The organism is Modestobacter sp. SYSU DS0657 (genome assembly GCF_054050925.1).
Genome location: NZ_JBJHAG010000011.1, coordinates 57,441 through 83,766, shown reverse-complemented (window position 1 = coordinate 83,766; position 26,326 = coordinate 57,441). Strand labels below are relative to the sequence as shown.

Annotated in this window: 24 protein-coding genes; 14 read left to right on the top strand and 10 right to left on the bottom strand. The window is 74.5% G+C overall.

Annotated features, from left to right (window positions below; all coding sequences use genetic code 11):
* Positions 1–61 precede the first annotated feature (61 nt).
* Complete coding sequence (locus tag ACI79A_RS09375; protein WP_457082321.1) at positions 62–760, top strand: DUF2306 domain-containing protein; 699 nt, start codon at positions 62–64, stop codon at positions 758–760.
* A 192-nt stretch (positions 761–952) separates the two neighbouring features.
* Here the strand turns inward: ACI79A_RS09375 and ACI79A_RS09370 are convergent, their stop codons facing one another.
* The gene (locus ACI79A_RS09370) at positions 953–1,108 is read right to left on the bottom strand and encodes a Zn-dependent oxidoreductase (protein WP_457082319.1); all 156 of its coding nucleotides are present in this window, start codon (positions 1,106–1,108) and stop codon (positions 953–955) included.
* Positions 1,109–1,237: 129 nt separating this feature from the next.
* Between ACI79A_RS09370 and ACI79A_RS09365 the strand changes: the two genes are divergently transcribed.
* Positions 1,238–2,641: a threonine/serine ThrE exporter family protein gene (locus ACI79A_RS09365; protein ID WP_457082317.1), complete on the top strand. Its 1,404-nt coding sequence runs from the start codon at positions 1,238–1,240 to the stop codon at positions 2,639–2,641.
* A gap of 880 nt (positions 2,642–3,521) precedes the next feature.
* On the opposite strand, the gene ACI79A_RS09360 is transcribed toward ACI79A_RS09365, so the two are convergent.
* From ACI79A_RS09360 to ACI79A_RS09325, 8 genes are all read right to left on the bottom strand, one after another.
* On the bottom strand, positions 3,522–4,136 hold the full coding sequence (locus ACI79A_RS09360) for a helix-turn-helix domain-containing protein (protein ID WP_457082315.1): 615 nt from the start codon (positions 4,134–4,136) through the stop codon (positions 3,522–3,524).
* 116 nt (positions 4,137–4,252) lie between these two features.
* Positions 4,253–5,242 carry a heme-dependent oxidative N-demethylase family protein gene (locus ACI79A_RS09355; protein ID WP_457082313.1) on the bottom strand — a complete coding sequence of 330 codons (990 nt, stop codon included), beginning with the start codon at positions 5,240–5,242 and terminating at the stop codon, positions 4,253–4,255.
* Positions 5,239–6,183 (bottom strand): PDR/VanB family oxidoreductase, encoded by a 945-nt coding sequence (locus ACI79A_RS09350; protein WP_457082311.1) that lies wholly within the window; start codon positions 6,181–6,183, stop codon positions 5,239–5,241. Before ACI79A_RS09350 ends, ACI79A_RS09355 begins: the two co-directional genes overlap by 4 nt.
* Positions 6,180–6,704, bottom strand: coding sequence for a dimethylamine monooxygenase subunit DmmA family protein (locus ACI79A_RS09345; RefSeq protein ID WP_457082309.1), 525 nt, complete (start codon positions 6,702–6,704; stop codon positions 6,180–6,182). The genes ACI79A_RS09350 and ACI79A_RS09345 overlap by 4 nt, the downstream gene beginning before the upstream one ends.
* Positions 6,701–7,693 carry a heme-dependent oxidative N-demethylase family protein gene (locus ACI79A_RS09340; RefSeq protein ID WP_457082307.1) on the bottom strand — a complete coding sequence of 331 codons (993 nt, stop codon included), beginning with the start codon at positions 7,691–7,693 and terminating at the stop codon, positions 6,701–6,703. Before ACI79A_RS09340 ends, ACI79A_RS09345 begins: the two co-directional genes overlap by 4 nt.
* Positions 7,690–8,667, bottom strand: coding sequence for a PDR/VanB family oxidoreductase (locus ACI79A_RS09335; protein ID WP_457082305.1), 978 nt, complete (start codon positions 8,665–8,667; stop codon positions 7,690–7,692). The genes ACI79A_RS09340 and ACI79A_RS09335 overlap by 4 nt, the downstream gene beginning before the upstream one ends.
* The gene (locus ACI79A_RS09330; protein WP_457082303.1) at positions 8,664–9,203 is read right to left on the bottom strand and encodes a dimethylamine monooxygenase subunit DmmA family protein; all 540 of its coding nucleotides are present in this window, start codon (positions 9,201–9,203) and stop codon (positions 8,664–8,666) included. The genes ACI79A_RS09335 and ACI79A_RS09330 overlap by 4 nt, the downstream gene beginning before the upstream one ends.
* Before the next feature lie 22 nt (positions 9,204–9,225).
* Entirely contained in the window at positions 9,226–9,603 is a 378-nt protein-coding gene (locus tag ACI79A_RS09325; RefSeq protein ID WP_457082301.1) for a cupin domain-containing protein, read from the bottom strand.
* Positions 9,604–10,062: 459 nt separating this feature from the next.
* Here ACI79A_RS09325 and ACI79A_RS09320 point away from each other — a divergent pair, with 459 nt between their 5' ends.
* From ACI79A_RS09320 to ACI79A_RS09280, 9 genes are all read left to right on the top strand, one after another.
* Positions 10,063–11,391 carry an ammonium transporter gene (locus ACI79A_RS09320; RefSeq protein ID WP_457082299.1) on the top strand — a complete coding sequence of 443 codons (1,329 nt, stop codon included), beginning with the start codon at positions 10,063–10,065 and terminating at the stop codon, positions 11,389–11,391.
* Positions 11,392–11,597: 206 nt separating this feature from the next.
* The gene (gene glnT, locus ACI79A_RS09315) at positions 11,598–12,974 is read left to right on the top strand and encodes a type III glutamate--ammonia ligase (RefSeq protein WP_457082296.1); all 1,377 of its coding nucleotides are present in this window, start codon (positions 11,598–11,600) and stop codon (positions 12,972–12,974) included.
* Positions 12,975–13,013: 39 nt separating this feature from the next.
* Positions 13,014–13,907 (top strand): class II glutamine amidotransferase, encoded by an 894-nt coding sequence (locus ACI79A_RS09310; protein WP_457082294.1) that lies wholly within the window; start codon positions 13,014–13,016, stop codon positions 13,905–13,907.
* Complete coding sequence (locus ACI79A_RS09305; protein WP_457082292.1) at positions 13,895–14,638, top strand: GltB/FmdC/FwdC-like GXGXG domain-containing protein; 744 nt, start codon at positions 13,895–13,897, stop codon at positions 14,636–14,638. Before ACI79A_RS09310 ends, ACI79A_RS09305 begins: the two co-directional genes overlap by 13 nt.
* A 12-nt stretch (positions 14,639–14,650) precedes the next feature.
* Positions 14,651–15,967 (top strand): FMN-binding glutamate synthase family protein, encoded by a 1,317-nt coding sequence (locus ACI79A_RS09300; RefSeq protein ID WP_457082290.1) that lies wholly within the window; start codon positions 14,651–14,653, stop codon positions 15,965–15,967.
* The gene (locus ACI79A_RS09295; RefSeq protein ID WP_457082288.1) at positions 15,943–16,518 is read left to right on the top strand and encodes a HutD/Ves family protein; all 576 of its coding nucleotides are present in this window, start codon (positions 15,943–15,945) and stop codon (positions 16,516–16,518) included. The genes ACI79A_RS09300 and ACI79A_RS09295 overlap by 25 nt, the downstream gene beginning before the upstream one ends.
* Positions 16,515–17,654, top strand: a complete 1,140-nt coding sequence (locus ACI79A_RS09290) for an FAD-dependent oxidoreductase (RefSeq protein WP_457082286.1) — start codon at positions 16,515–16,517, stop codon at positions 17,652–17,654. The genes ACI79A_RS09295 and ACI79A_RS09290 overlap by 4 nt, the downstream gene beginning before the upstream one ends.
* The gene (locus tag ACI79A_RS09285; RefSeq protein WP_457082284.1) at positions 17,647–18,861 is read left to right on the top strand and encodes an allantoate amidohydrolase; all 1,215 of its coding nucleotides are present in this window, start codon (positions 17,647–17,649) and stop codon (positions 18,859–18,861) included. Before ACI79A_RS09290 ends, ACI79A_RS09285 begins: the two co-directional genes overlap by 8 nt.
* A gap of 384 nt (positions 18,862–19,245) precedes the next feature.
* On the top strand, positions 19,246–21,594 hold the full coding sequence (locus ACI79A_RS09280) for a SpoIIE family protein phosphatase (protein ID WP_457082282.1): 2,349 nt from the start codon (positions 19,246–19,248) through the stop codon (positions 21,592–21,594).
* Positions 21,595–21,622: 28 nt separating this feature from the next.
* Here the strand turns inward: ACI79A_RS09280 and ACI79A_RS09275 are convergent, their stop codons facing one another.
* Positions 21,623–22,465, bottom strand: a complete 843-nt coding sequence (locus ACI79A_RS09275) for an arylamine N-acetyltransferase family protein (RefSeq protein ID WP_457082280.1) — start codon at positions 22,463–22,465, stop codon at positions 21,623–21,625.
* A 430-nt stretch (positions 22,466–22,895) separates the two neighbouring features.
* On the opposite strand from ACI79A_RS09275, the gene ACI79A_RS09270 reads away from it, so the two are divergent.
* The 3 genes from ACI79A_RS09270 to ACI79A_RS09260 are packed head-to-tail and all read left to right on the top strand — an operon-like array spanning position 22,896 to position 26,258.
* A complete protein-coding gene (locus ACI79A_RS09270; RefSeq protein ID WP_457082278.1) occupies positions 22,896–23,897 on the top strand; it encodes a hypothetical protein in 1,002 nt (333 codons plus the stop codon).
* A 1-nt stretch (position 23,898) separates the two neighbouring features.
* A complete protein-coding gene (locus ACI79A_RS09265; RefSeq protein WP_457082276.1) occupies positions 23,899–25,533 on the top strand; it encodes a hypothetical protein in 1,635 nt (544 codons plus the stop codon).
* Positions 25,530–26,258 carry an ABC transporter ATP-binding protein gene (locus tag ACI79A_RS09260; protein ID WP_457082274.1) on the top strand — a complete coding sequence of 243 codons (729 nt, stop codon included), beginning with the start codon at positions 25,530–25,532 and terminating at the stop codon, positions 26,256–26,258. The genes ACI79A_RS09265 and ACI79A_RS09260 overlap by 4 nt, the downstream gene beginning before the upstream one ends.
* Positions 26,259–26,326 lie beyond the last annotated feature (68 nt).

Genomic DNA, 26,326 nt, shown 5'->3' with positions numbered 1-26,326 from the left:
GGTGCCGGAACCGGCCTTTCCGGCGATGACCGCGAGCCCCGACGTCCCGACGATTCGGTGCATGACCGCAGCAGCAGGCACGACATCCCGCCGACGGCAGCAGTGGCTGGTCCCTGCCGCGCTCATCGCACTGGCCCTCGTGCCGCTCGCGGCCGGCGGCGCCCGCCTCGTCGAACTCACCGGCGGGGCGGCCGTCCTGCCGGAGGCGCCACGCTCCGCGGACGCGCCGACGTCCCTGGTGGTGCACATCGTCAGCGCCGCGGTCTTCACGGTCGTGGGCGCGTTCCAGTTCGTGCCCGGCACCGGCCGGGCCCGGCCGCGCTGGCACCGGACGACGGGCCGGCTGGCGGTCCCCGCCGGCCTCGTCGCCGCGCTGAGCGGGCTCTGGCTGACCCTCGTGATCACCGAAGTCGACGGCGGACTGCTGACCGCATTCCGCTCGGCGGCGGGGATCGGCATGACCGGGGCCCTCGCGCTCGGCGTCGTGGCCGTCCTGGGCGGCGACATCCGACGGCACCGGGCCTGGATGCTGCGTGGCTACGCCCTCGGCCTCGGCGCGGGGACGCAGGTGTTCACCAACGCCTTCTGGCTCCTGGTCGCCGGCCCGCCCGGCGCGACCGCTGAGGCCCTCGTCATGGGCGCCGGCTGGGTGATCAACCTGGCGGTCGCCGAGTGGCTGATCCGCCGTCGGGCGGGCCGGGCCCGGACGGTCCTGCGGGCCCGTTCCCTCCAGAGCAGGACCGAGGAGGTCCGATCGTGAGGACACGTCGGCCCGCCGGGAGCGCTCGGGTCAGCTGCCCGCCCACCCGGTGGGGCCACGTGCGGGACAGCGTGCCGCCTGGAGTCGGCGAGCCCGGCCGGGGAGCGGGGCTCCGCGATGAGGCCTCCGACCACCCGGAGCGGCCGATGGCCAGCGGGGATGGGACAGCACGGGACGAGCGGGATGCGCAGGTCAGTCGCGCGACAGCCAGTGGTGGATGTCGGCGTGGTTGACGCCGGCGGAGGGCACCTCGTAGGACTGCTGACCCTCGCCGGGGGTGGGGTCGGGGAGGTCGATGGCGTCCATCAACTCGGGCCCACCGAAGCGAGTGATCTGCACGGCTCGCATGGTGGTCGGGCCAGGGCGTGACGGGCAGACCTGGCTCGGCGGCGTCGGTGGTCGCGCCGTAAGGAGAGCCACAGTGCCCCTGGTGGTCGTCGGCCGCGGTTCCTCGGCAGGGATCCGTAGCCTGGAGACGTGCGCCTGACGACCCGGGACCGCAGGCCGCGGTTCGTTCGCCTGCCGGACCGGGCGCGGAAGGCGATCTCCGGTTCCGGGCCGCCGACGGAGCCCTTCGCCCTGCGCTCCCGGCCCAGCCCGGTCGATGCGACCACCGCGCGGGCGGCGCTCGGTCTGGCCCTCCGCATCGGGGAGTCGATGATGGCGGTCGGTGCCTCCGCAGCCGACGTCACCGCCACGGTGCTGCGGGTGGCGGCGGCCTACGGGTTGAGCAACTGCCAGGTCGACCTCACCTTCACCTCGCTGACGGTCAGCTACGACCCGGACGACGTCCCACCGCTGATGCTGATGCGCATCGTGCGCCCGCGGGGGTTGGACTACACCCGGCTCCAGGGGATCGCCGACCTCGCGGGAGCGATCGCGGCCGAGGGCCTGCTCATCGAGGACGCGCAACGTCGGCTGGACGACGTCCTGTCCGCGCCGCACCCTTACCGCCGGCGGATCCACGCACTCGGCTGGTCGGGCATGGCGGGCTGCGTCGCCTTCCTGCTCGGTGGCGGCTGGCTGGTGGCCCTGGTCGCGGCGCTCACCACGGCCGCGATCGAGCTGGTCATCCGAGTCCTGGACCGGCACGGGCTCCCGACGTTCTTCCAGCAGGCAGCCGGCGCCGCGGTGGCCACGGGGTCGGCCGTCCTCCTCGTCGTCGGGGACGTCCAGGTCCGCAGCTCGCTGGTCGTCGCCGCGGGGATCGTGGTGCTCCTGGCGGGGCTCTCCTTCGTGAGCGCCGCGGAGGACGCGATCAACGGGTTCCCGGTCACCGCCGCCGCGCGGGCCTTCCAGGTGCTGACGTTCACGACCGGCATCGTCGTCGGCATCGCCGCCGTGCTGGACCTGGCGCAGCGGGCGCAGGTCCCACTGCGCGTGGTCGACCCGGCGACGTTCACCGTGCCGTTCGTCGTGGCGCTGGTCGCGGCGTCCGGGATGGCCGGGTTCTGGGCGCTGGCGTCGCACGCCCGCCCGCAGGCCGTCGGGGTCGCCACGGTGGCCGGTGCGCTGGCGTGGACGACGTCGTCGGCGGCCGGCTCGCTGGGTGCCGGTTCAGCGGTGGCGAGCGCGGCAGCGGCCGTGGTCGTCGGCTTCTGCGGGGAGGCGCTGACCGATCGGCTGCGGATCCCTCCGCTGCTCGTCGTGATCTGCGGGATCGTCCCGCTGCTGCCCGGACTCGCCATCTACCGGGGCCTCTTCGCGATCGTCGTGGAGGCGGACGTCCGGAGCGGGGTCAACGAGCTCGTGGGCGCAGCGGCGATCGGGCTGGCTCTGGCCGCCGGCGTGGTGCTGGGCAGGTACGTCGGCCGGCCGGTGGGCGGCCGGCTCGACCGGTTCGACCGACGGGTACGACGCCGGGCGACCAGCGCCAACTGAGGTCGCCGTCCCCGCACGATCGCGTCCGTGCAGTGCCTGACGGAGAACACGTGCACCAGCGGCTGCGGGTGGGTGGCCGGCGGCCCACCGGGGGCGGCGGCCGGGTGATCGGCGGTCATTGACGTCTCGGTTGTGGCTGCGAAGGACGGCCCCGGCGGATCACGCGGTCGCGGTGGCGCTCATGCCGCCGGCGACGAGATCAGCCGCCTGGGGGTGGTCCTTCAGGTGCTGGCCGACCGCGGGCAGGTCCAGCAGCACCTCGCCCCCCGCGGACCGCGGCTGCGCGGCGGGCCCGATCCTCGAACGCAGCAGCAGGTGCGGCGAGCCGGATGTGCATCATCGCGTTGACGGCGCTGCTGCCGCCGAGGACCGCGCCCCGCGGGCAGGGAATGACGCGGTCGTGCAGCTCTCGCTGGGGCGTCGTGGTGCAGCCGCAGTCGATGTCCCCGTGCGCGATGCGGCGCCAGGCCGCCGGTGACCGCATGTCCGCGGGCCGCCCGGACCGCCGGCCTCCAGCAGCAGGACCGATCGGCCCGGGTCCTCCGAGGGGCGGGAGGCGAGGACGGACCCCGCGCTGCCGCCACCGACCAGGATGACGTCGTACTCGTCCACTGCTTCCCCCTGCTCGCCGCTCCTGGCTGGACGGCAAGGGACGGTAGGAAGGACCGCGCCGGTCCGGCTCCGCCGAACGACTCTCGTCGGCGCCCCGGGCGGACGACCCCGGCGGGAGAGGAGGAGACTCCGGCGCGCTGCCCACCGCCCACCCCGTCGTGTCCCCGGATCCGACGATCGCGGCGGCGGACCCGGCCGGACACGGTCCCGGCTCGTGGGACCGGGCTCGGGCCTGGCAGGCCGGCGGCGGACACCCGCCTCGGGGTGCTCAGGCCAGGTGACCGAAGCCCGTGACGGTCAGGAACCGGATCGGCAGCTCGACCAGCTCGGCCGGCCCGTGCGGCCCCTCGCCGTCGAAGACCAGCGAGTCACCCGGGTGCATCGCGTACCGCGCGTCCCCGTGGCCGTAGACCATGACGCCGTCGAGCATGTAGAGGAACTCGGTGCCCGGGTGCTGGAAGAGCGGGAAGACCTCGCTGGCCTCGGTCAGGGTCACCAGCAGCGGCTCGATCCGCTTGTGCTCCCCCCGCAGCGCCCCGAGCATCTGGTACAGGTGCCCGACGTTGCTGCCGCGGCGGACGATCTGCGCACCGTGCCCGGCGGGGGTGAAGACGGCCTCCCGCTCGGCGTCCACGCCGCGGAAGAGCGCGGTCACCGGCACAGCGAGGGCATCGGCCAGCCGGGCGAGGCTGGAGAGGCTGCAGGACGTCTGGGCGTTCTCGATCTTCGACAGCATCGCCTTGCTCATGCCGGTCAGCCGGGCCAGCTCGGCCAGCGAGATCCCCTTGGCCAGCCGGAACTCCCGCACCCGCACGGCGATGACGTCCTCGAGGTGGCCGCTCGGCGACTCGTCGTGGGCACCGGGGCCGGGGATGACGTCCACCGCCCGAGCATAGGTCCGGGGCGCCGCCGGGAGCTGCCGCGCCGCCGGGAGGTGAGCGGCGTCCGACCCGTCCGGGGGATCGGCCGACCGGACCGGTTCCGGCGCTGCGCCGCCGCTCACGCAGCGGCTGTCCCCGCGCGCCCGGCCTCGGCCAGCCAGGCCACCACCTGCTCACGGTAGGGCGCGATGCCCTTGTACTCGGCGATCTCGGCGGGCAGTTCGGCGACGATCGCGGCGAGCTGCTCACGCCACTCGGGGACCAGCGCGATCTCCGCCAGCGGTGCCATGTAGGTGCGGATGTTGAACGTGAGCGTCCCGGTCAGCGGCAGCCTGGTGAGGTGCTCCAGCTCGATCCGCAGCTGCAGTCGGCCGTAGTCGCCGTCGCGCACCAGCTGCGGGACGTCGGCGTCCCACTCCGGCTTGACCTCCAGGCTGATGTCCCGGCGCGGGGAGCCGTGCGCGGAGAAGGTCCAGTTGACCCGCCGGTAGGTCTGCTCGCTGGTCAGGTTGCGCATGAACGTGGTCGCCCGGCTGGTCACACCGCCCTCGTTGAGCCCGGGGACCGGACCGTGGACCTCCTCCAGGTCCATGCCGACGTCGAACGACACCGACCAGGCCGCCGCCCAGGTCACCAGCGCGGCGTCGAACCACAGCCGGCCACCGCGGTCGCTGACCATGAGCACGTCGTCGGGAACCTGGCAGGCGATCCAGGTCAGCGGGTCGGTGGGCAGCGTCGACGCGTCACCCAGCACGAAGTCCTGCTCCACACCGAGCAGGTCGTTGCGCCAGGAGAGGGCGCGGCCGTCCGCCGCCAGGTGCATCGCGTCGGGGCGGGCGGCGACCAGCTCGCGCAGCAGGTACAGCAGCATGTCCCAGCACGCGGGTTCCATGTGCGGCAGGACCCGGCGGCGCCCGGGATCGCGGGCGAGCAGCTCCCGGCGCATCGCCATCTGCGCGGCGTAGTCCTCGCCGAGGTCGACGACGTGCTCGCCCCAGTGCCCGGCCGGCGTCTCGACCCGCCGGCGGGCGGGCTCGACGTTCACCGCGTAGCGGAAGGTGCGCTCGCCCGGGGCGAACGGCCAGGGCAGCCGGGTCAGGTCACTCACAGGTCCAGCTCCAGTTCGGCATCGGCCGCCCGCGACACGCAGGCGAGCAGGGTGGTCGAGGTCTGCTTCTCCGCGTCGTCCAGCACGAGGTCCCGGTGCTCCACCCGTCCGCCGGCGACGCCGACCCGGCACTGCCCGCAGACCCCCTGGCGGCACATGTTCGGGACGTCGACCCCGGTGGCCAGCACCGCCTCCAGCAGGCTGGTGCCGCTGGGCACGGCCACGCGGCGGCCCGTGCGGGCCAGCACCGCGGTGAACGGCCGGCCGGGCTCGAGCTCCGGCGCCGCGAAGTGCTCGACGTGCAGGCGCGCCGGCGGCCAGCCCGCGGCCCGTGCGGTCTCGGCGAACAGGTCGAGGACCGGGGCCGGTCCGCAGGCGTAGGCGTGCGTGCCCCACGGCTGGACGGCGAACCGTGCGCGCAGCGTCTCGGCCAGCGCGCGGCGCCCCGGCGCCTCGATCAGGTCGGCGCCCGCCACCTCGCGCAGCTCCGCGAGGTGGGCCGCGGCCCCGGGGTGGTACCCGTAGACCACCTCCACGGGGCGGCTCCACAGCCGGGCCGCCCGCAGGTGCGACAGAATCGGGGTCACGCCGATCCCCGCGGCGACGAGCAGCGCCTTCGTCGACGCCAGCTCGGCCGGGAACGCCGACCGCGGGCCCTCGACGGGCAGCAGGTCGCCCACCCGGAGACAGTCGTGCAGCCAGGCCGACCCCCCGCCACCGTCGCGGCGCAGCACGGAGATGCGGTAGTCGGCCGGAGCCGCCCCGGAGCCGGTCAGCGAGTAGGCGTTGCGCTTGCCACCGGCGGTGACCACGAGGTGGCTGCCGGGCGCGTACCCGGGCAGCGGGCGGCCGTCCGGGTCCGCCAGCACCAGGTGCACGACCTCCGCCGTCAGCCGGTCGATCCGGGTGACCCGCAGCGGCCGCGGCGACGGGAGGGTCACCTGTCCTGCCCGGCGACCGCCGAGGCGAGGTAGCTGCCGTGGTGCCCGGAGACGTGCTCGTGGACCTCCAGGCGGAGCCGGCAGGCCGGGCAGGTGACCTCGGTGCCGGGCGCCGCCCGGAACCGTGTCGTCGTCCTGCAGTGGACGCAGAAGACCGCGATCTCCTCGCGCGCCACGGCGAAGGCGGTGATCTCCTCGGGCAGGACGCCCACCCGGCGGGCCAGCGCGACCACGGCCAGCACGTCGGCCTCCGGTCCGGCGACCGCCAGCCGGGCGCCGACGTGCAGCAGCCCGAGCCGGCGGCCGAGCTCGGCGGCACCGGCCCCGTCCACCCGGGGTGGCGCCCACAACTGCACCGGTCGCCCGTGCTCGTGGGCGTCGTCGAGCCAGCGTCGGACCAGGGGCGCTGCCGCGGGGCCGATCTCCACCAGCAGGAACGCACGGCCGGTGAGGTCGAGGCCCGGCGCCTGGGCCGGCCACTCCGGCACGCTCGTCCGGCGCACCGGCAGCACCGCCGTCATGCCGCGCTCCGCAGCCAGGCGACGGCAGCGTCCCGGTAGCGGGTGAGCCCCTTGTAGTCGGCCATGTCCTGCGGCAGCTCCGCCAGGACGGCGGCGAGGCGGTCCCGCCAGGCGGGCACCCGGGCGACGTCGGCCAGCGGCAGCAGGTAGGTGCGGATGAGGAAGAGGACCGCACCGGAGTTGTCCAGCCGGATCAGGTGCTGCACCTCCACCCGCAGGTGCAGCCGCGCCCCCAGGTCCTGCCGGAGCACCAGCCGTCGGTCCGGTCCCCACTCGGGATAGGTCTCGGTCGCGGTGTCCAGTCGCCGGCCGACGGTCATCGTCCAGTTGGTCCGGCGGTAGACCTCCCCGGGCTGCAGGCGCATGAGGAACTGGTGGGCTCGGCTGACCACGCCGGCCGGGTGGACGCGCGGGACCGGGCCGTGGATCTCCGGGAAGCTCATCCCGACGTCGAAGCGCATCGACCAGTCGGCGGCCGCGGTCAGCGCGCCGGCGTCGGCCCACAGGGCGCCCTCGCGCTGGTCGAGCAGCACCAGGTCGTCCTGCACCTGCGGTGCGATGTACCGCAGCGGGTCGGTGGGCAGGGACGCGTCGTCGCCGTAGCTGAACTCCTGCTCCAGGCCCAGCAGCCGGTTGCGCCAGCGCCAGCGGTCCCCGCCGAGCGGTTCCAGGGAGAAGGCGTCCGGGCGGGCGGCGCGGAGCTCGCGCATCACGTGGAGCATGGCGTCCCAGCAGGCCGGCCGCATGTGCGGCAGCTCCTGGACGCGAGCGGGGTCCGCGGCCAGCAGCGCGGCGCACTCGGCGGTGTCGCGCTCGTAGAACTCGTCGACGTCGAGGACGTGCTCGCCCCAGCTGCCGGCTGCGGTCGGCCGGGGCGCCCCGGCCGGCTCGACGTTCGTGCTGTAGCGGTACGTGTCGGTCGGGAACGGGAACGGGAAGCCGGTGATCCGGGGCGGCAGGGGTGCCGCCCGCAGGTCGGTGCTGGTCACAGGTCGAGCTCCAGGGACGGGCCGGTGCTGCGGGACACGCAGCACATGACGCTGTCGGCGGCGGCCTTCTCCTCCGGGGTGAGGAACAGGTCGCGGTGCAGCGGTCGACCGGCGCGGACGGGGACGCGGCACTCGCCGCACACGCCCTGCCGGCACAGGTTGGGCACGGTGACGCCGGCGCGCTCGAGGGCGTCGAGGAGGCTGACGCCGGAGGGGACGGCGACCCGTCTCCCCGAGCGCGAGAGCGCCACCTCGAAGGGCTCGCCGGGATCGAGGGCGGCCGCGGAGAACCGTTCGGTGTGCACCCGGTCCTCCGGCCAGCCGAGCTGCGCGGCCCGTTCGACCACGAAGTCCAGCAGCGCCGCCGGCCCGCAGGCGTAGAGGTGGGTGCCGAGGGGCGCGGTGGTCAGCGCCGCCTCGATGCCCGGCCGGAACGCGGCTGCCGACCGGTGCTCCTCCAGGCGGGGGCCGCACAGCTCGCGCAGCTCCCTCAGGTGCGCACCGGCGCCGGGCCGGTGGCCGTAGAGCAGGGTGAATTCGCGGCGCCAGCGCACCGCCGCCCGGGCGTGGGAGAGCATCGGGGTGATGCCGATGCCGCCTGCGACGAGCAGGTGCCGTCGTGCGGTGGTCACCGGCGGGAACGCGCTGCGCGGCGGCTCTGCCTCGACCTCGTCGCCGACCGCCAGCTCGTGGATCCACCGGGAGCCGCCGTTCCCGTCCGGGCAGCGCAGCACCGAGATCGGGTAGCTGTCCGGGGAAACGCCGTCGCCGGTCAGCGAGTAGGCGTTGCGCCGCTCGCCGCAGGCCAGCACCAGGTGGCTGCCCGGCGGGTACCCGGGCAGCGGGCTCCCGTCGGCGGCCACCAGGACGACCGACCGGATGTCGGTGGCCACCGCGTGGAGCTCCGCCACGCGCAGGCGCAGCGGGGCCCGGCCGGCCGGCGCCTGCGCCGGGCGGGCCAGCGTGGCGGTCATGCTGCCGTCCCGGCGGGCTCGGCGTCCTCGGCGTCGACCATGTAGCCCAGGTAGGTGCCCCAACGCCGGGACACGTGGTGGTGGACGTGCAGCGTCCGGCCGCAGCCTGCGCACGGGCAGGTGCCGTCCACCGGGACGGTGGTCTCCGTCTCGGTGCCGCAGTGGGCGCAGTGCACCCGCCGGGTCGGGACGCCGGTCACGAACGGGAGGACCTCGGCCGCGATCGCGCCGAGTTCCAGGGCCCGGGCACGGGCCCGGAGGACGTCGGCCTCCGGGCCCGCCACGAGCAGCCGCCACCCGACCAGCGCCCGCTGTGTCTCCGCCTCGAGCCAGGTTCGCGCCGCCGCATAGTCGGTCGCTCGCAGCGTGGTCACCTCGGCGCCGGTGGTCCGGGCGGCCGCCACCCAGGCGGCGACGACCTCGTCGGTCGTGGGGTCGGTCGCAGCACCGAGTCCGAGAACGGCGACCTGCCGGGCCGCCGGGGGCACCGGCGGGGGGAAGGCGTCCCAGCGGGGCACGCTGGTGTGCTCGAGCACCATGTTGATCGGGCCCCGGCGGTCAGGGCGCGAAGGACCGGTGGCCGGTGTAGAAGCCCAGTGCCCGGTCAGGCGTCGAGAACCGGATGCGCGACCCCGTGGGGAAGAACAGCACGTCCTTGGGGCGGGCCACGACCTGCTGCCCGCTGTCGAGGTCGGTGAGGTGGAACTCGCCCTCCACGACGACCTTCATCTCGTCGTACGTGTAGGTGTAGTCCAACGGCTCGCCGGCCTTCAGCTCGAAGAAGCCCGAGCACAGCTGCGAGCCCTTCGGGTTGGCGAACGTGTCCCCGATGTAGGCGTTGACGTCCGGCACCTCCATGCTCGGCAGCCCCTCGAACGTCCCGCTGGCGTGCCCGAAGACGAGGGTGTCCGTCGTCGGCTGCATGTCCGTGGTCATGTGCGTGCCCGCCCTCTCAGCGACGGGATCGACCCGGTCGGCGATCCCTGTGGGTGGACGACATGTAACGACAGTGGACGATGCGACGGGTGTCGGCGCTGTAACGACTCGGTGTCCATCGCGACGCAGGCCGGCGCCGGGGCGCCCTGGCGCGCCGGCGCCGGGGCGCCCTGGCGAGCTCGCCGGCCGGGGAGAGTTCGTAACGGAGATTCACAACGCCGTAACCACCAGGGCGTTTCTCCTCAAGACACTCTGTTTCGCACTGCGATACGGCCGAGTTCCCCGGGCTCCTGCTCGGGGCGGCCACCGACCACGGCGTGCGAGGACGTTCGTCGCCCGGGCCGAGATCCGGCCGGGCGTCGTGACCCACCCCCGCACCACGCATCCCTCGCCGTCCGGTTCGACCACCCTCCCGGGCGTGGCACCCGTCCCGCCCGGACGACCTGAGGAGAGTCCGCCATGCCCGCAGCCGATCTGGCCTGGCTCCTGGCAGCGTTCGCGCTGGTAGTCCTGATGTTCCCGGGGCTCGCCCTGTTCTACGGGGGGATGCTGGGCGGGAAGAACGTGCTCAACATGTTCATGATGGTGATGAGCACGCTCGCCGTGACCAGCGTGCTCTACGTCCTGTTCGGCTACGGGCTCGTCTCGGGCAACTCGCTCGGCGGCTGGGGCCTGATCGGCAACCCGGTCGACCACCTGGGGCTGGCCGGCTTCCACGACGACGGCGGCACCGGCGGCGCCGAGGGGCTCTACTGGGCGGCCTTCTTCATCCTCTTCGCGGCGATCACCATCGGGATCGTCGCCAGCGGCGCGGCCGGCCGGATGAAGTTCGGGGGCTGGCTGGTCTTCTCCGCCGTGTGGCTGACCCTGGTCTACTTCCCGCTGGCCCACTGGGTCTTCACCTTCGACGACCCGGAGAGCGGCTACGTCGGTGGGTGGATGCGCAACGTCCTGCAGCTGCACGACTTCGCCGGCGGGACCGCCGTGCACATGAACGCCGGCGTCGCCGCCCTGGCGCTGGCGATGGTCCTGGGCAAGCGCCGGGCCCCCACCCACCGCCCGCACAACCTGCCGCTGGTCGTCCTCGGCGCGGGGATGCTCTGGTTCGGCTGGTTCGGGTTCAACGGCGGTTCCGCGGCCGGGGCCAACTTCCTCGCCCAGTACGTCGTCCTCACCACCCTGCTCGCGGGGTCCACCGGCATCCTCGGGTTCCTCCTGGTGGAGAAGCTGCGCGACGGCCATGCCACCACGCTGGGCATGGCCTCCGGTGCGATCGCCGGACTGGTCGGCATCACCCCGTCGGCGGACACCGTCAACTCGGTCGGCGCGCTGGTCGTCGGGTTCGTCTCGGGGGCCGTCGTCGCGTGGGCGGTCACGTGGAAGACCAAGCTCGGTGTCGACGAGAGCCTGGACGCGTTCGCCGTCCACGGCGTCGGCGGGATCGCCGGGACGCTCTGCGTGATGCTCATCGGGGCGTCGAACTCCCCGGGTGGCGTCACCGGGATCCTGTTCGGCGGCAGCTGGGACATCGTCTGGCGGGAGCTGACCGCGATCGTGGCCACCTGCACCTTCTCGTTCGTCATGACGTACGCGATCGCCTGGGTGCTGCAGCGCACGATCGGCCTGCGCGTCGACCCGGCGACGGAGGACGCCGGCCTCGACGTCGCCCTGCACGCGGAGTCCGCCTACGACCTCGACCGGGGGGTTGGCCCCACGCGGGTCACGCCGACCGTGTACGGCCCCGACCAGGTGCCGCCCGCGGCCCTGTCGTCCCAGGCGCCGGCCTGACCGACGCCGCCCGCGTGGCGGCACCCGATGCGCACAGCCGGAGGCCGGCCCCTGGAGGGGCCGGCCTCCGGTGCTCTCCGGGACGAGAGGCAACACGAAGCTCCAGGGCTCGTAACCGCCCGGTAACGCGAGCCCTGTTCACTGTCGTGCGACAGAGGTTCACAGCAGTGAACGACTCGTGAGCACCGCCGATCCGGGAGGTCCCCGTGTCCCTCACCGCCGCCCGCCCCGACACCCTCGCCCTGCCCGAGCCCGGCGAGCCACGCGTCGCCGCCGGTGACGCCCCCGACCTGGCCACCCGCGCGCGGGCCGACGGCATCGAGTTCATCCTGGCGCTGTTCGTGGACCTGACCGGCAAGCCGTGCGCCAAGCTGGTGCCGATCGAGGCGGTCGAGGAGCTGCAGACCGAGGGGGTCGGGTTCGCCGGCTACGCCGTCGGTGCGATGGGCCAGCGACCCCAGGACCCCGACCTGATCGCAGTGCCGGACGCGGCGTCGTACATGTCGGTGCCCTTCATCCGGCCCGGTCTGGCGATCGTGCACTGTGACCCGCACGTCGAGGGCGCACCGTGGCCTTTCGCCCCGCGCGTCGTCCTCAAGGCCCAGCTGGCCCGCGCCGCCGCGCTCGGCCTGGAGCTCAAGGTGGGCGCGGAGGTCGAGTACTTCCTGGTCGAACGCGCCCCCGACGGGACGCTGCACCCCGCCGACCCGAAGGACGTCGCGGAGCGCCCCTGCTACGACGCCCGCGGCCTGACCCGGATGTACGAGCACCTCACCGAGGTCTCCAAGGCGATCAACGCCCTCGGCTGGGGCAACTACGCCAACGACCACGAGGACGCCAACGGCCAGTTCGAGCAGAACTTCGCCTACGCGGACGCGCTCACCACCGCCGACCGGGTGGTCACGCTGCGCTACCTGCTCTCGGTGCTGGCCGAGCAGCGGGGCATGACCGCGACGTTCATGCCCAAGCCCTTCACCGACCGGACGGGCAGCGGGCTGCACATGCACCTGTCCCTGTGGCGCGAGGGCCGGCCAGCCTTCCCCGACCCCGCCGACCCGCGGGGTCTGGGGCTGTCGCCGCTGGCGTACGGGTTCGTCGCCGGCCTGCTGGAGCACGCCTGCGGCCTGCAGGCGGTGCTCGCCCCGACGGTGAACTCCTACAAGCGCACGGGGGCGACCTCGACCCGCTCCGGCGCCACGTGGTCGCCCCGGACGGCGACCTACGGCGGGAACGACCGGACGCACCTGCTGCGGGTGCCCGACGGCAACCGCGTCGAGCTGCGCGGCGGCGACGGTGCGGCCAACCCGTACCTGGCCGCCGCGGTCGCGCTCGCCGCCGGGCTGGACGGGGTGCGGCGCGAGGCCGACCCCGGGGACCCGGGGGCGAACAGCAGCAACCCCCTGCCCCCGACGCTGCTGCACGCGGTCGAGGCGCTGGAGGCGGACCCGGTCGTCGTCGGCGCCCTCGACGCCGCCGGCCCGGGCGTCGCCGGCTACTTCGCCGGGCTGAAGCGCGACGAGTTCTTCGAGTGGCACGGGCAGGTGACCTCCTGGGAGGTCGACCGCTACGTGACCGCCTTCTGACCTGCCCCCGACCCGACCGGACGAGAGGAACCACCGCCCATGTGCGGCATCGTCGGGCTCCACCTGCGGGAGCCCTCGCTGTACCCCCGGCTCGGCGAGCTGCTGACCGGGATGCTCTGCCAGGTCACCGAGCGGGGCCCGGACTCCGCCGGCGTCGCCGTGTACGGCGACCCCCGCTGGTCACCGGTGGGGGAGTCGACCGTCTCCCTCCTGACCGGCGGGCGCAGTGCGGACGACGTCCGGGCCGTGGTGCGTGCGCAGCTGCCGGAGGCCGAGGTGGTCGAAGCCGGCCAGACGCTGGTCGTCCACGCGGCCACCGCCCCGGAGACACTCGCCGCCGCCGTGCGGCAGACCCTGCCCGACGCGGTGGTCATCGGGCAGGGCGAGGACGTCGCGGTGCTCAAGGGCGTCGGTCACCCGCAGGCGCTGGCCACCGAGTTCGGGCTGGCGCAGGCCCAGGGCTGGCAGGGCGTGGCACACACCCGGATGGCCACCGAGTCCGCGGTGACGCCGGCGGGCTGCCACCCGTTCTCCGTCGGGTCCGACCAGTGCCTGGTGCACAACGGCTCCTTCGCCAACCACGCCACGATCCGCCGTGAGCTGCGTGCCGCCGGGATGCAGTTCGACAGCGAGAACGACTCCGAGGTCGGCGCGCGCTTCGTCGCCGCGCAGCTGGCCGCCGGCTACGACCTGGAGAAGTCGCTGAAGCTCCTGTGCGAGCGCTTCGACGGCTTCTACACGCTGCTGGTCTCCACCCGGGACAGCTTCGCCGTCGTCCGGGACGCCATCGCCTGCAAGCCCGCCGTCGTCGCCGAGACCCCGCAGTGGGTGGCGATGGCGTCGGAGTACCGCGCCCTGGCCGGCCTGCCCGGCGTCGAGTCCGCCCGCATCTTCGAGCCCGAGCCGGAAGAGGTCTACGCATGGCAGCGCTGAGCGACACCCTGATCGAGGCGGCCGTCGAGCCCGGCGACCTCACCGCGCCGACCGTGGTCGACCTGGCGGTCTCCGGCGTCCGCGAGCTGAACGCGGCCCTGCACGCCGCCGACGTCGCCCAGACCGCGCCGCGCTGGCGGGTCACGCACCCGGACGGCCGGCACAGCATCGCCGTCGGCCTGGACGCCGCCGTCGAGGTCGAGATCGACGGGCACGTCGGCTACTACTGCGCCGGGATGAACAAGACCGCCGCGGTCACCGTCAACGGGAACGCCGGGGTCGGTGTCGCGGAGAACATGATGAGCGGCACCGTGCGGGTGCGCGGGAACGCCTCCCAGTCGGCGGGCGCCACCGCGCACGGCGGCCTGCTGGTGATCGAGGGTTCGGCGTCGGCGCGGTGCGGGATCTCGATGAAGGGCGTGGACATCGTCGTCGGTGGCGACGTCGGCCACATGAGCGCCTTCATGGGCCAGGCCGGGCGTCTGGTGGTCTGCGGCGACGCGGGGGACGCCCTCGGCGACTCGCTGTACGAAGCGCGTCTCTACGTGGCCGGATCGGTGAAGTCCCTGGGCGCCGACTGCGAGGAGAAGGAGGTGCGGGCCGAGCACCTCGCCGAGCTCACCGGCCTGCTCGCCGCCGCCGGCATCGACGCGGACCCGTCGTCCTTCCGCCGCTACGGCTCCGCCCGCCGGCTCTACAACTTCCACGTCGACAACGCCTCGGCGTACTGACAGGGGACCGCCATGACGCAGAACCCAGCCCTCCGCGAGTCGGCCACCTTCGACCGCGGCACCATCGCCGAGATCCAGCGGGCGGCCGAGACCGGCATCTACGACATCCGCGGTGGCGGCGCGAAGCGCAAGGTGCCGCACTTCGACGACCTGCTCTTCCTCGGCGCGAGCATGTCGCGGTACCCGCTGGAGGGTTACCGCGAGCGGTGCGACACCGACGTCGTCCTGGGCGACCGCAACGCCCGGTTCCCGCTGCACCTGTCGACCCCGGTCACCATCGCCGGGATGAGCTTCGGCGCGCTGTCCGGGCGGGCCAAGGAGGCGCTCGGCCGCGGCGCCAGCGAGGTCAACACCTCCACCACCACCGGTGACGGCGGGATGACCCCCGAGGAACGCGGCCAGTCCAAGCACCTCGTCTACCAGTACCTGCCCTCCCGCTACGGCATGAACCCCGACCACCTGCGGATGGCGGACGCGATCGAGGTCGTGCTCGGCCAGGGCGCCAAGCCCGGCGGCGGAGGGATGCTGCTGGGCCAGAAGATCACCGAGCGCGTCGCCGGCATGCGCACCCTGCCGATGGGGGTGGACCAGCGCAGCGCCTGCCGGCACCCGGACTGGACCGGCCCCGACGACCTGGAGATCAAGATCCGGGAGTTGCGCGAGATCACCGACTGGGAGAAGCCGGTCTACGTCAAGATCGGGGCCAGTCGTACCTACTACGACGTCAAGCTCGCCGCGAAGGCCGGCGCGGACGTGATCGTGCTCGACGGCATGCAGGGCGGCACGGCAGCGACCCAGGACGTCTTCATCGAGCACGTGGGGATCCCGACGCTGGCGGCCCTGCCGCAGGCGGTCCAGGCGCTGCAGGAGGAAGGACTGCACCGCACGGTCCAGCTGGTCGTCTCCGGTGGCATCCGCAACGGAGCGGACCTGGCCAAGTGCATGGCCCTGGGCGCCGACGCCGTCGCCATCGGCACGGCGGCGCTGATCGCGCTGGGCGACAACGCCCCTGCGCTGGACGAGGAGTACCGGAAGCTGGGTTCCGCCGCCGGCTACTACGACGACTGGCAGGCCGGCCGCGACCCGGCGGGCATCACGACCCAGGACGACGAGCTCGCCGCCCGCCTGGACCCGGTCGTCGGCGGCCGGCGGCTGGCCAACTTCATCCGGGTGATGACGATGGAGGCGCAGGTCATCGCCCGGGCCTGCGGCAAGGCCCACCTGCACTCGCTGGAGCCGGAGGACCTGGTGGCGCTGACCATCGAGGCCGCGGCGATGGCACGGGTGCCGCTGGCCGGGACGTCGTGGATCCCGGGTCAGGGTCTCTGATCCGCTGCGCCCGGACCGCGGCCATCCCCTGGCGCAACGGGGGCGGCCGCACGCGGGAGCTGCACGCCGGAGATGGCTGGCGGTTGAGCGTGGCCACCATCTCCGCCGTCGGGCCGTTCTCGGCCTTCCCCGGCCGGGACCGCACGCTGGTGGTCGCCGACGGGCGCCTCCGGCTCGCGGTCGGGGACCGGGAGCAGCGGTCGCTGGCGCGCGGGCACCGGGTCGACTTCGCGGGGGAGGCCGGCGTACGGGCCGAGCCGGTCGGGGGCCCGGTCCTCGCGGTGAACGTGATGACCGAACGGGCCCGGTGCACCGCCTCGGTCCGGGTCGTGCGGGTGGACGGCGCGGCGCCGGCCGCCGATGCGCTGGTCCTGCTCGCCGGCCGGGCGTCGGGGTGCGGGGAGCAGCTCGCGCCGTGTGACGCGGTGCTCGGCGCGGAATCCGGGGCGGTGCGCGGCGCCGGTGCACTGCTGGTGGCCGTGTCGGTGGAGGCCGTGTCGGTGGAGGACGGGTCGGTGGAGGACGGGTCGATGGAGGGAGCAGGTTCGTGAGCGACTCGCAGTACCTGGTGGTGGGGGCCGGGCTCGCCGGCGCGGCGATCGCCTGGCAGCTGGCCGAGCGCGGCCAGGAGGTGACCCTCGTCGACCGCCGCCGCCCGGCCGCTCCGGACGGCAGCTCGCACGGGTCGGCGCGGATCTTCCGCTACGCCTACCCGGAGCTCCGGTGGACCCGGCTGGTCCAGCGGTCGCTGCCGGGCTGGCGGGAGCTGGAGCGCCTGCACGGCAGCCGGCTCATCACGCCGACCGGCGCGCTGGACCTCGGTGCCGGCCGCGACCCCCACCGGCTGGCCGGCGTCCTGGCCGCGGCCGGGGTCGAGCACGAGCTCGTCCCGCGGGCCGAGGCGCGGCGGCGCTGGCCGCAGGTGGACGTCGACTCCGACGTCCTCCACCACCCCGGTGCCGGGGTCATCGACGCCGAGACCGCTGTCGGGGTGATGGTGACCGCGGCCCGGCAACGCGGGGCGCAGGTGCTGACCGACTGGCCGCTGGCCCAGCTCGACCGCACCGGCAGCGGCTTCACCGCCGTCGCCGTGGACGGGCGCAGGATCTCCGCCGGCCACGTCGTCGTCTGCGCCGGCGGCTGGCTGCCCGACCTGCTCGGCGCGCTCGACCTGCCGGCCGGCTTCCTCGCCGCCTTCCCCCGCCTGGAGGTCCGAGAGGAGAACGCCTTCCACTTCCCCTACGCCGAGGACGTCGCGCCCGGCAGCACCTGGCCCGCCCTCATCCACAAGCGGACCGACATCCAGGTCTACGCGCTGCCCGGTGGTCGGGACGCGGGGTTCCGCGGGCAGAAGGTCGCCGAGTACAACGGCGGCCGGCCGCTGCGCTCGGCCGCGGAGCAGTCCGGTGCGATCGACCCGGCCAACCGGGCGCGGGTGGTGGAGTACGTCCGCCGCTGCCTGCCCGGGCTGGTGGCGGAGCCCTACGCCGAGACCACCTGCCTGTTCACCAACACCCCCACGGAGGACTTCGTGATCGACGCCGTCGACGGGGTCACCGTCGTCTCGCCCTGCTCCGGGCACGGAGCCAAGTTCGCCCCGCTGCTGGGGGAGATCGGCGCGGACGTCGCCACCGGGGCGGCACCGGCCCCCGAGCAGTTCCGGGTCAGGAGTGGCGCCGGTGTCTGACACCACGGCGGGGCTGCTGTCCCAGATCGCCGACACCGGACGCGACGGCGCGCGCGGCGGCTGGTCGCGGCCGGTCTTCTCCCGGCCGGAGCGGGAGCTCCTCGACTGGGCCCGGGAGCAGTGCTCCCGCCGGGGACTGGAGGTGGAGGTCGACCGCAACGGCGTCCTCTGGGCCTGGTGGAACCCAGCCGGCCTGCCGCTGGTCGACGCCGTCGTCACCGGCAGCCACCTCGACTCGGTGCCCGGCGGTGGCGCCTTCGACGGCCCGCTGGGGGTCGCCTCGGCGCTGCGCGCGGTCGATCTGCTGCGCGAACGGGACGTCGAGCCGGCCCGGCCCCTGGCAGTGACGGTCTTCCCCGAGGAGGAGGGGTCACGGTTCGGCGTCGCCTGCCTGGGGTCGCGACTGCTCACCGGCGCCCTGCCGGCGGAACGCGCACTGGCGCTGCGCGACCCCGACGGGAACACCCTGGCCGACGTCGCTCGAAGGGCCGGGCTCGACCCGGACCGGATGGGGCGCGACGACGCGGCGGTGGGCCGGATCGGCGCCTTCGTCGAGCTGCACGTCGAGCAGGGTCGGGGCCTGGTCGACCTGGCCGCCCCGGTGGCCGTGGGGACGTCGATCCTCGGCCACGGACGGTGGCGGGTCACCGTGCACGGTCAGGGCAACCACGCCGGGACGACGCTGCTGGCGGATCGTCGGGACCCGGTGGTCGCGGCCGCCCACGTGGTGCTGGCCGTGCGGGCGGTGGCCGCCGAGCACCCGGGCACCCGGGCGACGGTGGGTCGCTTCCAGCCGGTGCCCGGCGGCACGAACGTCATCGCCTCGCGGGTCGACCTGTGGCTCGACGTCCGCCACCCCCAGGACGCCGTGACCGCCGCGGTGGTCGCGGAGATCGGCCGACGGGCCGCCGTGGCCGCGGCGGGTGAGGGCTGCTCGGTGGAGGTGCACGAGGAGTCGGTCAGCCCCACGGTCGACTTCCACCCCGGGTTGCGCGACCGCGTGGCGGCCGCCGTGCCCGGCGCACCGCAGCTGCCCACGGGGGCGGGGCACGACGCCGGCGTCCTCGCCGAGCGAGTGCCGACCGCGATGCTCTTCGTGCGGAACCCGAGCGGTGTCTCCCACTCGCCCGAGGAGCACGTGGAGGACGCCGACGCCGAGCGCGGGTCCGTGGCGCTGGCCGACGTGCTCGAGTCGTTGGTGACGTGAGGGGTCCGCGGTCCCGCCGGGTCGCGACGCCTCGTGCCGGGGGGCGGACCCGGTCCTCGGTGCTGATTCGGAGGACCCCGCCGCCCGTGCGCACGGACAGCCGTGACGGGCCCGCACCCGCCGCGTCGCCGCCTCGCGCTGACCTCGTGCACCTCCGGCAACTGCGCGGAGATCCCCGCCGGGCTCCCGGGAGGGGCACGGTGAGCGGGACCCCGTGCCGGCGCTCCGGAGGGTTGCCCGGCCCTCGTGCTGCGGCCTGCGGCGCGGTTGGCCGCGCGCCGGCGGGGCCGGTGCTCGCCCGGCCGGTGGATGCCGCATGATGACACCTCGAGTTGCGCGCAACGGTCCGCGCACTCACTCAACGTAGCGATCGGGGGCGGCCAGGTGAGCGTGGACGACATCGACCGCGCCACCGTCGAGGACTTCGCCGCGATCTTCGCCGCGCTGCCCACCGCCTACCTCGTCATGTCCCCGAACCTGACGATCGTGGAGGCGAACCCGGCGTACCTGCAGCTGCTCGGCCGCGCCCGTGAGGAGCTGATCGGCCGGTACGTCTTCGACGCGTTCCCGCCCGCGCCGGAGTCGCTGGACCCCGACGGCGTCAACCCGCTGCAGACCTCCTTCGAGCGCGCCCGCGACACCGGCCTGCCCGACCACATGCCGCTGTTCCGGTACCAGGTGCTCGACCAGGAGACCGGCCGCCCGGTCCCGCGGGCCTGGTCGCTGATCAGCGCGCCCGTCGTCGACGAGACCGGCCGCACCCAGCTGGTGCTGCAGCGGGTGGAGGACGTGTCGGAGTACCTCGCCGAACGGGAACGCCTCGCCGAGAGCCGGGAGGACGGCAGCTGGGCCCGGCTGGACGGGCTGGAGGCCGACCTGTTCGCCCGCACCCAGGAGCTGCGGTCCGTGCTCGCCTCCCGCGAGTCGGCGACCCGCCGGCTGGCCGCCATGGCGCAGGTGGTGCTCCAGCTGACCGACGCCGAGACCGTCGAGGACGTCACGGACATCCTCGCCGGGGCCGGCCTGGCCGCCATCGGCGCGGACGGCGGCGCGATCGCCCTGCGCGACGACGACTCCGGCGTCCTGCACCTGACCATGACCCCGTCGCTGGGATCGAGCGCGCAACGGCGGTTCGGCACCATCGACCTGGACAGCCGGCTGCCTGGGGCGTGGGCGGCCCGCACCGGGGAGACCGTGGTCTACGAGAGCCAGGCCGAGGCCGAGGCCTGGTCACCGGAGATGCGGGAGGTGTTCGAGCAGTCCGGGCAGCGGTCCTGGATCGCCGTCCCGCTGTCCGCGCGGGGCCGGGTGCTCGGGTCGCTGCTGGCCGGCTGGACGGTGGAGCGCGCCATCTCACCCGACGAGGTCGACCGGGTGCAGGCGTTCGCCGCGCAGTCCGCGCAGGCCCTGGACCGGCTGCAGGCGCTGACCGAGGAGCGCCGTTCCGCGGAGTGCAGCCGGCAGCTGGCCGAAGAGCTGCAGCGCAGCATGCTCACCGAGCCGTTCCAGCCCGAGCACTACCAGATCGCGGTCCGCTACCTGCCGGCCACCGGCACCGCTCAGGTCGGTGGTGACTGGTACGACGCGTTCCCGAGCGCCGACGGTGGCGTCGACCTGGTCATCGGCGACGTCGTCGGCCACGACACCGGTGCCGCGGCGAGCATGGGACAGCTGCGCAGCCTGCTGCGCGGCATCGCCGTCACCGCCGGCTCGAGCCCGTCGCAGGTGCTGGACGCCCTGGACACGGCGATCACCCAGCTGTCCCTGGACACCTACGCCACCGTCGGGATGGGCCGGCTGGAGCAGCCCGGCCAGCAGGTGACCCGTGGGATCACCCGGCTCCGGTGGGCGAGTGCCGGCCACCCGGCCCCGGTGGTCCTCGACGCGCACGGCGGGCTCGTCGACGTCCCCGAGGTCCCCGGCCGGCTGATGCTGGGCGTGGACACCGCCAGCACCCGGGGGGAGACCACCGTGGAGCTGCCCCCGGGCGCCACGGTGCTGCTGTACACCGACGGGCTGGTCGAACGGTCCGGCAGCGACCTGGACGTCGGCGTCGGCCGGCTGCACCGGCTGGCCACCGAGCTGGCGCACCTGCCGCTGGAGGAGCTCTGCGACCAGCTCCTCGAGCGGCTGGTCGACGGGCACCCGGCCGACGACGTCGCCCTGGTCGCCGTCCGGCTGAACCGCCAGGACCGGGAGGACGACCCCGCCGACCCCGGGGTCCCAGCAGCCGGCGCGACCCCGACCGTCCCCAGCCGGACCCCGGCCGAGTACGCCGAGGCCTACGCCTCCTGGCGCGGCGACAGCCCCGTTCCGGAAGCAGCCGAGAGCCGGCTCTCGCTCCAGCTGGGGTCGTTGCGCGGCCTGAGCGTCGTGCGCCGGCAGGTGCGGCAGTTCCTGCTGGCCTCGCTGGGCGTCGGGCGGGAGGAGGACGTGCTCCCGGACGTCGAGGACGCCGTCGAGCGGGCCGTCCTGGTGATCGACGAGCTCACGTCCAACGCGCTGCGCCACGGATCCCCACCGTCGATCCTGCACGTCGGCGACGACGAGGGACGGTGGATCGTCATCGTCACCGACGGCGCCCCCGACCGGCCGCCCACACCGGCCCGGGGGCGTGCCGCCGGGCAGGGCGGCTACGGCCTCTACGTGATCGCGGACCTCACCGCCGAGCACGGCGTCCACTACCAGCCCGACCGCAAGCTGGTCTGGGCCTCCATCCTGAAGCAGACCTGAGCCGTTCGGGCCCTGCTGGTACGCCCGCTCAGCGGGTCAGGGTCTCCTCGAGTGCCCGGGCGTCCGTCTCCGACAGGCCCACGCCGATCTCCTCGAGCAACGCTGCCGTCGCCCGCGCCGGGGACAGCCGCTCCTCCTCGGCGCTGCCGTCCGGCCACTCCACCCGCCGAACGGTCCCGCGCAGCCGGACGAACGAGTCGTCGTCCTTGCGGATGGCCACCAGTCGCCCGACGAAGGGCGAGGACGGGTGGGTCGCGGTGAAGTGGTTGGCCATCAGGACGTCCGAGGCGTGCACCGGCTCGTCGACCAGGCGGTACAGGGGAGTGGCCGTGTCCCCGGTCTGCTGCTCGACCTGCCAGGTGTTCTCCGGTCCGCCGGTCATCCGGTACCGCCAGCCGCCCTGCCGGTGCCAGCCGGCGTCGCCCCAGGGCAGCGGCTCGAGCAGGGCGTTGCCGAACCCGACGTCGGCCAGCCAGTCGCCGTCCTCACCGCGCACGTGCAGGGCCATGTGCGTGCGCGGCCGGGGGCGGATCCGGTCCCCGCCGACGCGGGCCAGCAGCCGCTGGACGCGGAAGCCGGCCTCTTCGAGGACGGCCGCGAAGAGGGTGGCGTGCTCGTAGCAGTAGCCGCCCCGGCGACCGTGCACCAGCTTCCCCTGGACGCTGTCGAGGTCGACCGCCACGGACCGGCCCAGGACCACGTCGACGTTCTCGAAGGGGATGGTCGCCACGTGCGCGCGGTGCAGGGCGTGCAGCGTGGCGCCGGTCGCCGCAACCGGTCCCGGGTGGCCGATCCGGTTCAGGTAGGCGGCCAGGTCCAGCTGCCCGGTCGCCCACTCCGGCTGTCGGCTCGGTCGGCCTGCGTCGGACATCGGCTGTCCCGCCCTCCTGGCCCGGCGGGCCAGCGGCCCGATGCGGTCGGCCGACGCTACCCGGGCCCGGGGCGGTCCGGGCCGGTCGACGTTGCCTTGCCGTCCGTGACGTCGTGGGATCCGCCGCGGTCCGGTGGCGCCGGCTGCGGTGGACCTGGCCGGTCACTCTTCGTCCACGTCCGAAGGTGGTGGGGGGAGCGGGTGTTCAGTCGCTGTTCACCTCTTCGTGCACCGCGGTTCCCCGTCCTCCGAAAAGGCCGGAGCCGAGCAGAACCGGGCAGTTCCGGCACCGGGGTGCGGGGGGTGTGAGCAGGGGTTTCGGTTCATGCGGAGGTCGCAGGAATCGACTCGAGAAATCCGACTCGGGAATGACGCGTATTGCCGTCCGTGACCGCTACGGTCTCCGGCAACTGCCTCCCAGGGAGACCTCATGCGCATCCGCCGTACCCCCGCCGTCCTGTCCGCCCTCACCGCCGGGGTCCTGCTCCTGACCGGTTGCTCGGGCTCCGACGACGCTCCCGACGACTCGGCGAGCGAGGTGGAGGTCGGCCCGCTGGGCGAGTACATGAACGCCGTCTACGGCGGAGACCTCTCCCCCGAGGAGCAGGAGCGGCGGTTCGCCGAGCAGCAGGAGAAGCAGGAGGAGCTCGTCGCCCAGTGCATGCAGGAGCAGGGCTTCGAGTACACGCCCGACAACCAGTCGATGACGTTCTCCAGCGGCGACGGGACCGAGTGGGAACCCGACGACCGGGAGTGGGTCGGGCAGTACGGGTACGGCGCGGTGAAGTCCCCGTTCAGCGAGGAACCGGTGCCGGCGGAGGAGGAGTGGGTCGACCCCAACGGCGACTACGTCGCCAGCCTCTCGGAGTCCGAGCAGGCCGCCTTCTACGAGGCGCTCTACGGGCCGCAGCCGACCGAGGAGGAGATGAACGAGGAGGTCTCCTACGAGTACGACTGGAAGACCGCCGGGTGCCAGGGGGCCGCGCAGCACGAGGTCGCCGGTGAGGACGTGTCCCAGTCGGAGGAGTTCAAGCCCCTCTTCGACGCGCTCAACGAGTTCTACGAGGGCATGGCGTCCTGGCCGGGCATGGTCGAGCTGGACGCCGAGTGGGCGGCCTGCATGGACGCCGCCGGCCACGGCGGCTACGCGACCCAGACCGACGCGCAGAACTCGCTCTACGAGGAGCTCAACGAGATCTACGAGAGCACGGCGCTCACGGAGGACGGCGAGTTCGCCGGCGAGCCCGACCAGGCCGCGCTCGACGCCCTCGCGAAGCGCGAGGTGGAGCTGGCCCTGGCGGACCTGGAGTGCCGCGAGGAGACCGACTACCGCGACCGTGCCGCCGACGTCAACCGCGAGGCCGAGCAGCAGTTCGTCGACGACCACAAGAGCGAGCTGGAGGCCATGAAGGCCGCCGCCGAGCAGAACTGACGTGGTCGCACGGGAGCCCGCGGGCCAGCACGTCGGCAGCGGCGACGTCGGCAGTACGGACGTCATCGGCTGGGACGACGGGGGCCGGGACGACGGGGCGCCGGACGAGGTGGGCGCAGCGGAACCGGCCGCGGCCGGCGGACCCCGCTGGCGACGCCTGGCCTGGCCGGCGTACCTCCAGCGCAACCGCCCGCTGTGGCTCACCGCCGCGGTGGCGGTGGTTGCCCTGGTCGCCGGGCTGGTGGTCGGCCGGTTCGTTGTCGCACCTGACCCTGCGGGGGCGCAGGCGCCCGACCCCGGGCTGGTCACCGTGCCCGTCGCCTTCGGGGCGCTGAGCAACGACGTGACCATCCGGGGCGAGGTCGCGTACGCCGACTCCCTCGAGGTCACCCTGGACACCTCCGCCATCTCCGGGCCGGCGGTGGTCACCGGTCAGGTGCCGGAGGTCGGTTCGGAGCTGGGCCCGCTGGGTGTCGCGCTGGAGGTCGCCGGCCGCCCGGTCGTCGTGCTGCCCGGCGAGCTGCCGGCCTACCGGGCGCTGCGCGTCGGGGTGTCGGGGCCCGACGTGGTCCAGTTCAAGGAGGCCATGCGCGCGGTCGGCATCGACGCCGGCGACCCCGCCGACGACGTGTTCGACCAGACCGCCGCCTCCGCCGTGACGGCGATGTACGCCCAGGCCGGGTACCCGGCGCCGGCCGCCGAGGAGGGCGCCGCCGACGGGGTGCGCGCCGCGCAGGAGGCCGTCCGGGCCGCGGAGCAGGCGGTGGCCGCCGCCGAGGGTGAGCTCGCCCGCGCCCGGGGTGGGCCCTCGGCCGTCGAGATGCGGGAGGCCGACAACGCCGTCGCCAGCGCCCAGCGGGCCCTGGACGCCGCCTTGGCCACCAGCCCGGACGACGCCGTGGTCGTCGGCGACCTGCGCGACACCCTGGCCCTGGCGCAGCTGCGGCGCCGGGAGCTGGACGCGGCCCCGGACACCGACCCGGAGCGCGCCCAGCTGGGCGCCGCGCAGGAACAGCTCGCCCAGGCCCGCGGCGACCTCACCGGGGCCCGGGAGGCCGTGCTGCCGTCGCTGCCGGCCGGCGAGGTCCTGTACCTCACCGGGCTGCCCCGGCGGGTCGACGCCGTGGCGGCCCGGCGCGGGTCGGTGCTCGACGGCCCGGCCATGACCGTCTCGGGGGCGACGCTGGCGCTGTCCGGGACGGTGGCCGCCGCGGACGCCCGGCTGCTCACCGCCGGGATGCCGGCCACCTTCGAGCTGCCCGACGGTGGAGAGCACCCTGCGACGATCGCCGAGGTCGTTCCGGGGGAGGGCGACGACGCGCGCTGGACCGTGCGGCTGGAACCGGATCCGCTCACCCCCGAGCAGGTCACGCAGCTGCAGGGCGCCAACGTGCGGGTCGGCATCCCGGTCGGTGCCACGGAGGGCGACGTCCTCTCGGTGCCGCTGGCGGCGCTGACCGCAGGGCCCGGCGGGGAGTCCCGGGTCGAGGTGGTCGACGGCGACCCGCGCGACGGCGACCGGGCCGAGACCCGCCTGGTGGTGGTGGAGACGGGCCTGGCCGCCGACGGCGCGGTCGAGGTCCGCCCCGTGGACGACGACCTCGACGAGGGCGACCTGGTGGTGGTCGGCCGATGACGGCGGCGCCTGCCACCGAACCGCTCGCGGCCATCACCCCGGGGACGGCTCAGACCCCGGCCATCGAGCTGCGCGACGTCACCCGTTCCTTCCCCGGGCCGCCGGAGGTGCAGGCGCTCAAGGGCGTCAGCGTTTCCGTCGCCGACGGCGAGTACGTCTCGATCATCGGTCCCAGTGGTTCGGGCAAGTCCACGATGCTCAACATCCTCGGCCTGCTGGACCGGCCCACCGTGGGGGAGTACCGCCTGGGCGGGGTGCTGACCAGCGCGCTCGCGGACGACGAACGAGCTGCCGTCCGTGCCCGCCAGCTCGGCTTCGTCTTCCAGGCCTTCCACCTCATGTCGCGGCGCACCGTGCTGGAGAACGTGCTGCTCCCCATGCTCTACAACGGCACCCCCCGCGCCGAGCGGGAACCGCGGGCCCGCGAGGCGCTGGACCGGGTGGGGCTGAACCACCGGGTCGGCTTCCTGCCCGGCACCCTCTCCGGCGGCGAGCGCCAGCGGGTGGCCGTGGCCCGCGCGGTGGCCTCCCGGCCGCGCGTGCTGCTGGCCGACGAACCGACCGGCAACCTGGACCAGGCGACGTCCGCGGAGATCATGGTGCTCTTCGAGGAGCTGCACGCCGACGGGCTCACCCTCGTCGTCATCACCCACGACGGAGCCGTCGCCCGGCGCGCCGAGCGGCGCATCCGGCTCGCCGACGGCCGCGTGAGCGAGGTCGGATGACCGACGGGGGGACGCCGCCGTCCGGCACCCGCGGACGGCGATGGTCGCGGCGCCGGTCCCGGCTGCGC